This is a genomic window from Kitasatospora sp. NPDC004289, assembly GCF_053602875.1.
Genome location: NZ_JBSGEL010000017.1, coordinates 77918 through 90102, shown reverse-complemented (window position 1 = coordinate 90102; position 12185 = coordinate 77918). Strand labels below are relative to the sequence as shown.

Sequence of the window (12185 nt, the reverse complement as noted above, 5' to 3'; positions counted from 1 at the left end):
GTGTGCCATGGGGACCTACGGGACGAGGGCCGCTGCCGCGGCGGCGGCGACGGGTCTGTTCGCGGCCGGGGCGCTGCACGTGGTGTGGGCGGCCTCGCCGTGGCCGCTGGGCTCGGCGGCGGAGTTCGCCGAGGTGGTGGTCGGGGTGCCGGAGGACCGGCTGCCCTCGACGGGGCTGACCCTCGGGGTGGCCGGGCTGCTCGGCGCGGCGGGCGGTTTGGTGCTGGCCCGGCCGAGGAGCGGTGCTCTGGTGGTGCGGGCCGGGACGTGGACCGTCTCCGGCGTGCTGCTGGCGCGCGGGCTCGGCGGGTTCGTGGTCTCCGGGGCCGGCCTCGGCGAGGCGCCGGAGGCGTTCCGGCGCTGGGACCTGGCGCTGTACTCGCCACTCTGCGCGGCCCTCGGCGGGCTGGCCGGCTACGTCGCGCTGCGCGCCCGGGGGAGGGACTGACCGGGCGTCAGATCCGGGCCAGGAAGGCCCGGACCGCGTCGGCGAAGGCGGCCGGGGCGGCGGCGTGGACGAAGTGGTCGGCGTCCAGGGTGACCAGCTCGGTGAGCGGGCGGCGCTCGGTCATCGCGGTGGCGAGGGCGGTGGGGAGGCAGGGCATCCGGTTGCCGCTGACCAGGAGGGCCGGGCAGCTGCTGCCCAGCCAGTCGTCCCAGTGGTCGCCGTGCACCAGGCCCTCGGAGCGGACGGTGTCCTCGGGGTGGAAGGGCAGCCGCCAGGAGCCGTCCGGGAGCGGGCGCAGGCGGTCGCCGACCATCGGGGCGACCGGGCCGAGGGCGGCGAGCAGCTCCTCGCGGGTGGGGGCGATGTAGGGGAAGGAGAGGACGAAGGAGAGGGGGCTGGGGCCCTCCGGCAGTTCGGCCGCCCCCTCCTCGTCGATCAGCGCGGAGACCAGCTCAGGGTGACGGGCCGCCAGTTGGTAGGCGGTGACCGCGCCGCCGGAGTGGCCGAGCACGGGGAGCGGGCCGAGGTCGAGGTGGTGCAGCAGGGCGACCGCGTCGTCGAGGTAGCCCTCGCGGGAGTAGTCGGCGGCCCGGTCGGAGTCGCCGTGGCCCCGCTGGTCGGGGGCGATCACCCGCCACTCGGGGGCCAGCAGGGCGGCGGTGCCGGTGAAGTCGGCGCCCTCGGCGAGGTGGCCGTGCAGGGCCAGCAGTGGCCGGCCGGGGCCGCCGAAGTCCAGCCAGGACAGGCGGCGGCCGTCGGCGAGGACCAGGGTCGAGCGGACGGGGGTGGCGGTGGTGGCGGTCACGGCGGGCTCCTCGGGTCGGTCCGGGCTGATGGCCTGAACTCTAGCGAGGATTTGTACAAGCGTGCAAGACGTTTGTCTTACCTGGGCGGCGGCCCTGGCCGGGGAAGCCCGGCGGGTCGACTAACCTAGAGGTGGTCCCCTGCCTGCAGTACGAAGAGAGGTTCACGCCGTGGACACTGCCGACCGAGCGAACGCCCCGGTCGTCGTCGCCATCGACGGACCCTCCGGCTCCGGCAAGTCGACCGTCTCCCGCGCGGTCGCCGCCCGGCTCGGGCTGAGCTTCCTGGACACCGGCGCGATGTACCGCGCGATGACCTGGTGGATGCTTGCCAACGAGGTGGACGTCAACGACCCCGAGGCCGTGGCCATCGCCTGCTCCAAGCCGGTGATCGTCTCCGGCACCGACGCGGCCGGCCCCACCATCACGGTGGACGGCCAGGACGTCTCCGGCCCGATCCGCGGCCAGGAGGTCACCTCCCAGGTCAGCGCCGTGGCCGCCGTCCCGCAGGTGCGGGCCCGGCTGGTCGAGCTGCAGCGCGGCTGCGCCCGGGTGGCCGAGCGCGGCATCGTCGCCGAGGGCCGGGACATGGGCTCGGTGGTGTTCCCGGGCGCCACCGTCAAGGTCTTCCTCACCGCCTCCGAGGCCGCCCGCGCCGAGCGCCGGGCGGCCGAGCTGCGGGCCAAGGGCCTGGACGAGGCGACCATCACCGCGATGGCCGCCGACCTGGCCCGCCGGGACAGGGCGGACTCCTCCCGGGAGACCGCTCCCCTCACCCAGGCGGCCGACGCCGTCCTGGTGGACACCAGTGACCTGACGCTGGACCAGGTGATCGACACCATCGCCACCCTGGTCGAACAGCGGGCCGGTCTCGCGGTCTGACGACCGCTCACCCCCTCGCGTCTGCCGGAGCTTCCGGCCGGACGCACCGCGCTGCCCCCGTGGGGCAGGTACGCACGGCGCATCCCTGGGAAGGGACGGGCCGGGAAACGGAAGTACGGAACATGAGCAACGACAACGACTCCTACGGCGAGCTCGACGCCGCCGACTACGCCGAGTTCATGGCGATGGCCGCCGAGGAGGGCTTCGACGGCGAGTTCGGCGACGGCGAGATCGAGGGCCCGCTCCCGGTGCTGGCCGTGGTCGGCCGCCCGAACGTCGGCAAGTCGACCCTGGTCAACCGCATCATCGGCCGCCGCGAGGCGGTCGTCGAGGACAAGCCGGGCGTCACCCGTGACCGGGTCACCTACGAGGCGACCTGGAACGGCCGCCGCTTCAAGCTCGTCGACACCGGTGGCTGGGAGATCGACGTCCTGGGCATCGACGCGATGGTCGCCGCGCAGGCCGAGCTCGGCATCGAGCAGGCCGACGCGGTGCTCTTCGTGGTGGACGCCACCGTCGGCGCCACCGACACCGACGAGGCGCTGATCAAGCTGATCCGCCGGGCCGGCAAGCCGACCGTGCTCTGCGCCAACAAGGTGGACGGCCCGGCCACCGAGGCCGAGGCCGCGTACCTGTGGTCGCTGGGCCTGGGCGAGCCGTACCCCGTCTCGGCCCTGCACGGCCGCGGCTCCGGCGACCTGCTGGACGCGGTGCTGGCCGCCCTGCCCGAGGCCCCGCCGCAGACCTTCGACGGCACCCCGCTGGGCGGCCCGCGCCGGGTCGCGCTGATCGGCCGTCCGAACGTCGGCAAGTCCAGCCTGCTCAACAAGGTGGCCGGCGAGGACCGCGTGGTCGTCAACGAGCTGGCCGGCACCACCCGTGACCCGGTCGACGAGATGATCGAACTCGGCGGCAAGACCTGGAAGTTCGTCGACACGGCCGGCATCCGCCGCCGGGTGCACCTGACCGCCGGCGCCGACTACTACGCCTCGCTGCGCACCTCCTCCGCGCTGGAGAAGGCCGAGGTCGCGGTGGTCCTGATCGACGCCAGCGAGACCCTGGCCGAGCAGGACACCCGGATCATCTCGATGGCCGTCGAGGCCGGGCGCGCCGTGGTCGTCGCCTACAACAAGTGGGACCAGCTCGACGAGGAGCGCCGCTACTACCTGGAGCGCGAGATCGAGCGGGACCTGGTGCAGGTCCAGTGGGCGCCCCGGGTGAACGTGTCGGCCAAGACGGGCCGTCACATGGAGAAGCTCGTCCCGGCGATCGAGACCGCGCTGGAGGGCTGGGAGACCCGCGTCCCGACCGCCCGGCTGAACGCCTTCCTCGGCGAGCTGGTGGCCGCCCACCCGCACCCGATCCGGGGCGGCAAGCAGCCGCGCATCCTGTTCGGCACCCAGGCCGGCATCCGGCCGCCGCGGTTCGTGCTCTTCGCCTCCGGCTTCCTGGAGGCGGGCTACCGCCGCTTCGTCGAGCGCCGGCTGCGCGAGGAGTTCGGCTTCGTCGGGACGCCGATCTCGATCTCGGTGCGGGTGCGCGAGAAGCGCAAGCGCAAGTAAGCGGTACGGAAAGGGCCCCCTCCGGGGGGCCCTTTCGCATGGGTCAGTACTGGCCCGGGGGGAGCGAGAGCATCGGGCTGCTGCGGTGGCGGCCGCCGACGGCGGGGGAGAGGTAGCCGGTGGCGACCCAGCCCTGGCCGGTGCTCGGGTGGCTCTGCTGGGCGGGCATGAACTGCGGGGTGCCCTGGGCGTGGCCCGGGTAGGTGTGGAAGGTCTGCTGCTGCGGCGGGTACGCCTCGGGGCGCTGCGGGCCCTCGTACGGGGAGCGGGTCGCGAAGCCCTCGAAGCGCATGGACTCCTCGCCGGAGCGGTCACCGGGCAGGGCGCGGAAGAGGCGACGGTACTCGGAGTACAGCGCGTCGTAGATCGGCGTCGGGGAGCTCGGGTGCTCGGCGTCGTACGACGGGCGCATGCCCGGGATGGGACGGGTCGTGGGCTGACGGTGGGCGGCGGCGACCTCGTAGCTGTACACGCAGGAACCAACGAGCCAGTCCGGCGGGGGATGCGGGCTGCGCGGGTGCTGGCATGTGCCGACCTGCGGGGATGCCGGCGGACGGGGGTGCGCGGGGTGCTCGTGCGGGCGCGCACGAGGGGGGACGGGCGGGATGCGGGGTGTCCGGGTGGTGGGGACGGGCCGGGGCCCGGACGCGGGGTGGCGTCCGGGCCCCTGACGGTGCGTCGGACGGCTCAGGTGCCGGCCAGCGGGAGGGCGGCGGCGACCAGCAGGCCGCGGGTGGCGGCCCGGTCGAGGGCGGCGCGGAGCAGGTCCTCGCGGGGCTGGCGGCCGATGGTGCCGGCCGGGGCGGCGTACATGGTGACCGAGGAGAGCTGGCGGGCGGCCGAGCGCCAGGACTCGGTGACCTGGAGCGGCTGGTGGGCCTGCCACCAGGCGGCGTTGCTGCCCGCCGGGGTGGGGTGGAGGATCGCGTGCAGCTGGCCCATCGCCATCAGGACCGACCAGCCGGGGAGCTGGCCCGGGGCCTTGTCGACGTCGGCGACCTGGTGGAAGCCCTGCTCCAGGAGCAGGTCGAGGAACTCGTCCTGGCCCGAGGTGTTGCCGGGGCGGCCGACCGGGCCGGTCGGCTCGATCACCAGGGCGGCGTGGCCGGTGTTCTCGCACAGGACGAGGCCGCAGGTGATGCCGAGGACGGCGGGCTGGCCGGTGCTGGAGACCGAGGGCTGGCCGGCCACCGGTGCGGGGGCGGCCGGGACGGGGGCGGGCGCCGGGGCGGGGACGGCGGCCGGGGTCGGGGCGGACTGGGACTCGTTGATGCTGCGGACGGCGCCGAGCAGTTGGTCCTCGGAGACCGGGACCACCTGGGAGGGGATGCAGCGGGCGTGGGCGAAGGCGAGCACGGCGGTCTCGTCGGCGACGAAGAGCACCGTGCTGGTGGCCTCCCGGGCGGAGTTGCCCGGGGTCCGGCAGGAGGCGCAGTCGTAGCTGTCGGGGGCGTGGGCTCCGGCGAGCAGGTTGTCTGCCTCGTCGTCACCGATCTCGGCTCGGACCTCGTCGCTGACTTCGAGCAAGCGCGGCACGGGGGACTCCTCGGTTCGTCTGGGGGTGGTGCGGGCAGCCCCGACCGCCATTACCAACGGGCCGTTGTGGCTGGGGTCACGGGTGAACGCCGCCGCGACGGGATTTGCCGCGATTTCGACTGCGCCGTGTGGGCGGGCGGTCGCAATCTGTCGATCCTGTGCGCGAGCTCACAGGGGTCCGAAAGTGGCCCAGGTCACGTCGAGCAGATGTTTGATCATGGAAATAGGGGTCAAATCGGACATAGGGTCCACATTTACTTGATCTTTACTGCGGGTAACACCTGGCTGAGCTGGGAAAACCCGAAAACGTTTGGGATCTGCTTATCCGGCTCGTAGCTTCGTAACCAGTGCAACGAGCACGACCCGGGTTCACCCCCCGGCGCACGGCCCACCGGTTCACTCCGGCGCGGCAGGTGCCCACCAGCGTGAACGCTCCTGAGAGCGGCGCAGGTGTGCGGGGAAGGTTGCCGGGACGGCGCGGCACGTCGGAACAGCGACGGGCACGGCCGTCTTGCGGACGCGGCGGACGAAACCAGGCTCCACGGGGCTTGGTTCCGGCTGCCCGCCCGGGATTGTCGAGAGGATACTCATGACCTTCCGTAACGAGACCGCCGCTGCCACCACCGCCGTCAAGCGCAACCGCGTTCGTCTGGCTGTCATGGGCGGCGCCGTCGCCGTCCTGCCCGTGGCCGGCCTCGTCACGGCGACCTCCGCCTCCGCCGCCGACGTCTCCACCTGGGACAAGGTCGCGCAGTGCGAGTCGACCGGTAACTGGAGCATCGCCAACGGCAACGGCTTCTACGGTGGCCTCCAGTTCACCTCCAGCACCTGGGCCGCCTACGGCGGCACCGCCTACGCCCCGTCGGCCAACCAGGCCACCAAGGCGCAGCAGATCGCCGTCGCCGAGAAGGTGCTCGCGGGCCAGGGCCCCGGCGCCTGGCCGGTGTGCTCCGTCAAGGCGGGCCTGACCAAGGGCGGCGCGGCCGCCAAGGTCGACACCTCCACCACCTCCGAGAGCAAGGCCTCGCGCTCCGAGACCCGCACTGCCGCCCCGAAGCAGCAGGCCGCTCCGAAGACCGAGCAGAAGGCCGCCGCCGCCCCCAAGGCCGCTGCCGCGCCGAAGAGCACCCCGAAGGCCGCCGAGGCCCCGAAGAGCGCTCCGAAGACCCAGGCCCCGGCCAAGTCCAACGGTGGCAACTACACCATCAAGGCCGGCGACACGCTGAGCAAGATCGCCGCCGAGAAGGGCCTGGACTGGAAGGTTGTCTACAACAACAACGCCGGTGTCCTGGGCTCCAACCCCGACCTGATCTTCCCGGGCCAGGTCATCAACCTCTGAGACCTCTGACGCTCCGGTGAGCTGACGAAGTGCCAGAACGGCCGCCCCTTCCTGACGGAGGGGCGGCCGTCGGCGTTCCCGCACGTCTGGGCATGTACGTCTGGGCACGTCCGGGCACGACACGCCGGGGCCCGTCGCCTGGACGGACCGGTTGTGGTGCCGGGCGGCGCGGGCCGTGCCTTCATGGGCCCATGATGCGACCGATGGTCCTGCTCGCCCTGAGCACCGCGCTGCTCCCGCTGGCCACCGCCACCCCGGCCGGGGCCGCCGCCGTCCCGGACGCCACCTGGCAGCGGCTGGCCGACTGCGAGAGCGACGGCGACTGGCACGCCAACACCGGCAACGGCTTCTACGGCGGCCTCCAGATCTGGCAGCCCACCTGGCAGGAGACGGGCGGCCTGCGCTACGCCGAGCGGCCCGACCTCGCACCGCGCCGCCACCAGATAGCCGTGGCCCAGGAGATCCAGCGGCGGCAGGGGTGGAGCGCCTGGCCGCAGTGCGCACGGGAGTTGGGGCTGATCCGCTGAACCGCCGGGTGGCCGGAGGGCGCGGTGCGGTGCGGCGTGCCGTGGCGCGGCGCGGGCTGCGAGGATGGGGGCATGGAGCTCTTCCCGCGCGAGCGGTCCGTCGTCGCCCCCGGTGTGGTGCACCTGCCGGACTGGCTCGGCCCCGAGGAGCAGCGTGCGCTGGTCGAGGCCTGCCGGGAGTGGGCCCGCCCGCCGGCCGGGATGCGTACGGTGCGGATGCCGGGCGGCGGCGAGATGTCGGTGCGTTCGTTCTCGATGGGCTGGCACTGGTACCCGTACCGCTACGTCCGCACGGTCGTGGACGGGGACGGGGCGCCGGTGAAGCCGTTCCCGCCGCTGCTGGGGGAGTTGGGGCTGCGGGCGGTGGCCGACGCGTACGGGGGCGGGGTGGCGGAGATCGCCGGGGCGGTCGGGTACCGGCCGGACATCGCGGTGGTCAACCACTACGCGCACGGCAGCCACATGGGCCTGCACCAGGACAAGGAGGAACGGGCGGACGCGCCCGTGGTCTCGCTCTCGCTCGGTGACAGCTGCGTCTTCCGGATGGGCAACACCGAGACCAGGACCAGGCCTTGGACCGACGTCGAGCTGCGCAGCGGTGACCTGCTGGTCTTCGGCGGGCCGATGCGGTTCGCCTACCACGGGGTGCCGCGCACCCTTCCGGGGACGGCGGATCCGGCACTCGGGCTGACCGGACGGCTGAACGTGACGCTCCGTCAGTCAGGGCTGGAGGACTGACGGAGCGGCGGTTCTCCGTTCAGAGGAGGGCGTGCAGGGCGCGGGCCTCCTGGAGCAGCTTGGTGGTGCCGGGGCGGGCGGCGAGGCCGGCCAGGTCGGGCAGGTCGAGGCCGGAGGAGCCGCAGCGGCGGACGCAGTCGGCGGCCAGGGCGATCAAGTCGGCCGTGCCGCGCGGGGGTTCGGCTTCGAGCAGGGCGGGGAGGGCGGCGGCCAGGACCGTCCAGACGGTGCGGTACGCGCCGGTCTCGGCGGCGGCGCTCAGGGCCCGGGCCAGGCGCGTGGGCTTGACCGAGCCCTCGCGGATCAGCTCGGCGGACTCCCGGCCGAGCAGGTCCGGGGCGAGGTCCCCCCGGGCGGCCAGCACCAGCAGGGCGTCGACGGCGGCGGTGCGGTCCTCGGGGCGCGGGGTGCCGAGGCCGTGGGCCAGGGCCAGGTGGACGGCCGGGCCCGCCGGGCCGTCGGCCTCGGCCAGGTAGGGCAGCACCCGGACCCCGTCGCCGGTGACGTGGTGGCCGTCGAGGTCGGTGAAGTGGCGCAGCAGGCGGGAGGCCAACTCCTCGCGGTGGCCGGGCAGCACGGCGATCGTGTGCGCGCTCGGCGCGGGGGCCCAGCCGTAGCGCTCCAACTCCTCGGACGGGCCCAGCAGTCGGACGATGTGGGAGGGCAGGGTCGGTGTGCCCGGGGCGATGTCGGGGAGCAGCGCGTCCGGGTCGATCCCAGGCTGGACGGCGAGGCGGTAGGTGGCGTGGCGCCAGGAGGCGCTGCCGGTGCTGCTCGGCCGCACGGTGACCGGCTGGTGCGGCAGGCCGCCGCCGCGCAGCCAGCCGGCGTACCGCAGCCCGTGCGGGGAGCGGAGCTTCCCGGCGGCGGCGAGCGCCTGCGCGGTGGCGGGTGCCGCCCGGAGCAGGGCCTGGCCGTAGTCGGCGGGGCCGGGGGTGAGCCCCAGCTCCTCGTAGCGGGCGAGGCGCTCGGCCAGGACGGCCGGGTCGAGCGCTCCGGTCTCCAGGGTCGGGGTGGCGAGCAGGAACGGGACGCGCTCGCCGAGGAGTTGGCGGGCCGCCTCCTCCAGCCGCAGGGCCCGCTGAGCCGGGAAGGGGTGGGTGCGCTCGTGCCGGAGCGGGGAGTGCTCGGCCTGCCGCCAGGACTCGACCTCGGCGGCGGTGCGCTGCCCGGCGGCGGCTTCGGCGACGAAGCGCAGGTCACGGTAGGGGGCGGCGGCCAGGACCGGGGCGAGGGCCTCGGCGAGCCCGGGGGCGTCCAGCCAGGCCCAGCGGACCAGGCCGTCCAGGGCGCGTTCGAACGCGGCGACGCCGGGCTGCCCGGACAGGGCCGCCGAGAGCTCCTCGGCGGCCTCGGCGGGGCCGCCGACCGGAGCGGGGAGCGCACGGGGTGTCGGGGCGGGCGGAAGCTGCTCACGGTAGTCGGTGCTGTTGGGGGGAGGGGTGGCCAGGCCGAGCAGGTCGGCGGCGGCCGCGTGGTGGGCCTGGTCCAACTGGGCGGCGGTGGAGCGGAGTTCGGTGATGGTCCGGTCGTCGGCGGCCTTGAGGTGGCGGGCGGTCAGCTTGAGGGCCTGCTCCTGGAGGGTGCGGTCGGGGTGCCCGTAGGCGTCCGAGGCGGCGAGCAGGACGGCACCGGCTCGGGCCGGATCCTGCTTCGCCGTCCGGTCCAGCCAGGAGAGTTGGGCCTTGACCAGCTTCTTCTCGGCGCGGAACAGCACGGTGCGGGAGGCCTCGGTGGCCGCCTCCGGGTCGAGGGCGCCGGTGGCGTCCAGCTCGATCAGGGCCTGCTGGGCCCAGCCGGCCACCGTGGAGGGGCCGTCCAGCAGGCCCAGCAGGGTGCGGGCCTCGGCGGCCAGCTCGGCCGGAGTCGGGGCGAGGGCGGTCAAGGTGGCCAGGACGGGCCGGAGTTCGATGGTGCGGCCGCCGCGCAGCAGGCGGGCCAGCACCCGGGAGACCAGGGCGGCGCGGTCCAGGACGCCCTCGGAGGCGAGCCGGGCCAGGGCGGCGGGCCAGCGGTCGGACTCGGGCTGGCCGCTCCAGCTGTTCTCCAGGACCCTTGCGGTGCCTGCGACTTCGAACATCAGCGGGGCGAGCAGCGGGGTGAAGGAGTCGGCCCGCAGCCGGGCGTGAAGGCCGGTGCCGACCGGGAGGCGGCCGGGCAGGTCCGGGCGGGGCAGGGGGAGGGAGCGGTCCTCGGCCCAGTTGAGGACCAGGGCATCGGTGAGCGGTAGCGGGCAGCCGGTGGTGCGCACCAGGTACTCGGTGACCTGGAACGTGACGGAGAAGCCCCAGCCGACGCTGCGGCGGCGGTGCTCGGCCAGCCGGGCTGCCACCTCGGCCCGCCAGGTGTCGGGCTGGGCGTCGATCAGGCGGCGCAGCGCCGGGCGGTGCCAGTCGGTGGCGCCCTCGAACTCGGCGGCGCGGAGCCAGGCGGCGGCCTGGGAGGGGGCCGAGTGGCAGACCGCGCCCGCGACCATCAGGGCCGGGGCGGCCGTCGAGCGCAGCCGCCAGTCGTCCCGGAGCTCCTGGCGTAGGGCCTTCAACTCGGGGAGCAGAGCGCGGCGTTGAGATGTGGTGAGGGGGAGCACGGCGGCGCTGACGGCGGGGGTGCGGCCGGCCCGGAGGTCGTCGGCGAGGCTCATCGGGGTGGTCCTTCTCGGGGCGGGATCGAGGCTGCGGGGCTTCGGGGAGGCGAGGGACGGAGAGGCGGCGGGGTGGTGGTCACACCGGGGGCGCGGGGAACTGCGCGCTGCGGAAGGAGGCTTGCCGTGTGCCGGGGGCGGAGACTCACTTGCAGGTGGCTGTCCGTACCCGGCAGGCGGGTCTGTGTCTTCCGATTCGCGCAGTTCCTCGCGCCCCTGAGGGCCCTGGTGGGCCCTCAGCGGGCCGGCTGCGTCTCGGGGGTGGTGGTGAGGGTGACGGCGAGGGCGTGCTTGCAGGGGCCGCGGTCGCCGCGGTACCTGGCCCACCAGAGGCAGGTGCAGGTGAGGCGGCCGTCCTCGGCGATCCGGACGCGTTGCTCGTGGTCGTCCACGGTGACGGTGGCGATCGACCCGGAGCGGTGGACGGCGCCGGCGGCGACCAGCGCCCGGGCGGCCCGAAGGCGTGGGTTGTCGGCCTCCGCCCGCCCTGCGTGGTAAGGGAGTTGGCGGTGGAAGTGGGAGGCTTCGGCGGTGTCGTAGCCGACCTGGCCGGCCGTGCCGAGCCGGACCAGCGCGGCCCGCACCCGCTCCACCGGCAGCCCGGACTCCCGGGCCAGCTCGGCGGGATCGATCCGGGGCTCCCAGGCGAGCAGCACCGAGACCAGGTCCGCGTCGGCCGCCGACTGCCCGGCGGTGAGGGCGGTGAGCACCCCGCCCTCACCGGAGAAGCCGCGCGCGACGTCGGGCGAGAGGGTGAGGGTGAGCCGCATGCCGGCGGGCAGCACCACCTCCCAGGCGGAGGCGGTGGGCGCGGCCCCCACGGTGACCGGCGGCCCGTACACCCGGAGGGCGAGGGCGTGCCGGAGCACCCGGTGGAGGGTGCTCAGGCGCTCGGGGCCGGGGAGGCAGACGGCTCCCGGCGCGGGGCGGGTGGCGGGGCGCAGTGTCCGGCCGCCCGGGCCGGGGACGACCCAGCCGACCGGAGTCCGGCTGCCGGAACGGCCTCCTGTGCTCTCACCACCGCGCGGCAGCGAGCGGAGGAACCGCACCGCCTCGGCGGCCGGCAGCTCGGCCCGCAGGTCGAAACCGGCGGCCACCACCTGGGTCTCGGCGAAACCGCGGACCCAGCGCTCGGGCAGCGGCACCTTCTTCTCCAGCAGCGGGCCCTCGGGGCCGGTGACCGTCAACTCCTCGGAGCCGACCGAGAGTCGGAGCGCCTCGGCGGAGCCGATCCGGCTCAGCGCCTCGCGCAGCGGGTGGTTCACGTCCACGTTGGTGGTGCCGTGGCCGGGCTCGGCCCCGTCCAGGCCCTCGGCCGTCACGTCCAGGCGGGCGTACACCCCGCAGCAGGCGGAGAACGACTCGAAGCGCAGCCGGTCGCCGTTGGCCGTGACCACCGGGTCGAGCACCACCGGGCGCTGGGGCTGGTGGTAGCGGGTGGCGGCCACGTCGGCCACCGCGAGCAGGCCGGCGGCCGCGGCGGCGGGGGAGGCGAGGGAGCCGGTGAAGAAGTGCGGGTGGGCCGTGGCGCCGAGCGGACCGGTGCCGCCGGAGGTGGCCAGGGCGAGCCGCGGCCCGTCGGGGGCGGCCAGCACGGCGGAGGGGTGGCGGTAGGCGTACGCCAGTACGGCTTGCGTCATGACTGCACGTTAGGGGCTCGGACTGACAGTGTCGGCGGTGCGTCGTGTGCGGTCCGTCCCAGCTGGGTG

General features: G+C 74.8%; 11 protein-coding genes. 6 read left to right on the top strand and 5 right to left on the bottom strand.

Annotated elements, in window-relative coordinates; genetic code table 11:
• Nucleotides 1–7: 7 nt before the first annotated feature.
• Nucleotides 8–448, top strand: coding sequence for a DUF3995 domain-containing protein (locus ACWEPF_RS14110; RefSeq protein WP_452172724.1), 441 nt, complete (start codon nt 8–10; stop codon nt 446–448).
• A 7-nt stretch (nt 449–455) separates the two neighbouring features.
• Here the strand turns inward: ACWEPF_RS14110 and ACWEPF_RS14105 are convergent, their stop codons facing one another.
• On the bottom strand, nt 456–1253 hold the full coding sequence (locus ACWEPF_RS14105; protein ID WP_452172723.1) for an alpha/beta fold hydrolase: 798 nt from the start codon (nt 1251–1253) through the stop codon (nt 456–458).
• A gap of 169 nt (nt 1254–1422) precedes the next feature.
• Here ACWEPF_RS14105 and cmk point away from each other — a divergent pair, with 169 nt between their 5' ends.
• Complete coding sequence (cmk, locus tag ACWEPF_RS14100; protein ID WP_380149712.1) at nt 1423–2133, top strand: (d)CMP kinase; 711 nt, start codon at nt 1423–1425, stop codon at nt 2131–2133.
• Nucleotides 2134–2255: 122 nt separating this feature from the next.
• A complete protein-coding gene (gene der, locus ACWEPF_RS14095) occupies nt 2256–3695 on the top strand; it encodes a ribosome biogenesis GTPase Der (RefSeq protein ID WP_452172722.1) in 1440 nt (479 codons plus the stop codon).
• 43 nt (nt 3696–3738) lie between these two features.
• On the opposite strand, the gene ACWEPF_RS14090 is transcribed toward der, so the two are convergent.
• Nucleotides 3739–4167, bottom strand: coding sequence for a hypothetical protein (locus ACWEPF_RS14090; RefSeq protein WP_380149713.1), 429 nt, complete (start codon nt 4165–4167; stop codon nt 3739–3741).
• Between the two features lie 215 nt (nt 4168–4382).
• Nucleotides 4383–5231: a hypothetical protein gene (locus tag ACWEPF_RS14085; protein WP_345283029.1), complete on the bottom strand. Its 849-nt coding sequence runs from the start codon at nt 5229–5231 to the stop codon at nt 4383–4385.
• A 589-nt stretch (nt 5232–5820) separates the two neighbouring features.
• Between ACWEPF_RS14085 and ACWEPF_RS14080 the strand changes: the two genes are divergently transcribed.
• From ACWEPF_RS14080 to ACWEPF_RS14070, 3 genes are all read left to right on the top strand, one after another.
• The gene (locus ACWEPF_RS14080; RefSeq protein ID WP_345283027.1) at nt 5821–6570 is read left to right on the top strand and encodes a transglycosylase family protein; all 750 of its coding nucleotides are present in this window, start codon (nt 5821–5823) and stop codon (nt 6568–6570) included.
• A 191-nt stretch (nt 6571–6761) separates the two neighbouring features.
• Nucleotides 6762–7097, top strand: a complete 336-nt coding sequence (locus tag ACWEPF_RS14075) for a transglycosylase family protein (protein WP_345283025.1) — start codon at nt 6762–6764, stop codon at nt 7095–7097.
• Between the two features lie 72 nt (nt 7098–7169).
• Nucleotides 7170–7835, top strand: coding sequence for an alpha-ketoglutarate-dependent dioxygenase AlkB family protein (locus ACWEPF_RS14070; protein WP_452172721.1), 666 nt, complete (start codon nt 7170–7172; stop codon nt 7833–7835).
• Between the two features lie 19 nt (nt 7836–7854).
• Here ACWEPF_RS14070 and ACWEPF_RS14065 read toward each other — a convergent pair whose 3' ends face one another.
• The gene (locus ACWEPF_RS14065) at nt 7855–10476 is read right to left on the bottom strand and encodes a DUF6493 family protein (protein WP_452172720.1); all 2622 of its coding nucleotides are present in this window, start codon (nt 10474–10476) and stop codon (nt 7855–7857) included.
• Between the two features lie 236 nt (nt 10477–10712).
• Nucleotides 10713–12116 carry an SWIM zinc finger family protein gene (locus tag ACWEPF_RS14060; protein ID WP_452172719.1) on the bottom strand — a complete coding sequence of 468 codons (1404 nt, stop codon included), beginning with the start codon at nt 12114–12116 and terminating at the stop codon, nt 10713–10715.
• Nucleotides 12117–12185: the final 69 nt, after the last annotated feature.

What these genes read in the sequence shown, in the direction of transcription:
- ACWEPF_RS14070 (WP_452172721.1), top strand. Translation starts at nt 7,170, where the DNA reads ATGGAGCTCTTCCCGCGCGAGCGGTCCGTCGTCGCCCCCGGTGTGGTG.
- der (WP_452172722.1), top strand. Translation starts at nt 2,256, where the DNA reads ATGAGCAACGACAACGACTCCTACGGCGAGCTCGACGCCGCCGACTAC.
- ACWEPF_RS14075 (WP_345283025.1), top strand. Translation starts at nt 6,762, where the DNA reads ATGATGCGACCGATGGTCCTGCTCGCCCTGAGCACCGCGCTGCTCCCG.
- ACWEPF_RS14060 (WP_452172719.1), bottom strand. Translation starts at nt 12,116, where the DNA reads ATGACGCAAGCCGTACTGGCGTACGCCTACCGCCACCCCTCCGCCGTG.
- ACWEPF_RS14110 (WP_452172724.1), top strand. Translation starts at nt 8, where the DNA reads ATGGGGACCTACGGGACGAGGGCCGCTGCCGCGGCGGCGGCGACGGGT.
- ACWEPF_RS14080 (WP_345283027.1), top strand. Translation starts at nt 5,821, where the DNA reads ATGACCTTCCGTAACGAGACCGCCGCTGCCACCACCGCCGTCAAGCGC.
- ACWEPF_RS14065 (WP_452172720.1), bottom strand. Translation starts at nt 10,476, where the DNA reads ATGAGCCTCGCCGACGACCTCCGGGCCGGCCGCACCCCCGCCGTCAGC.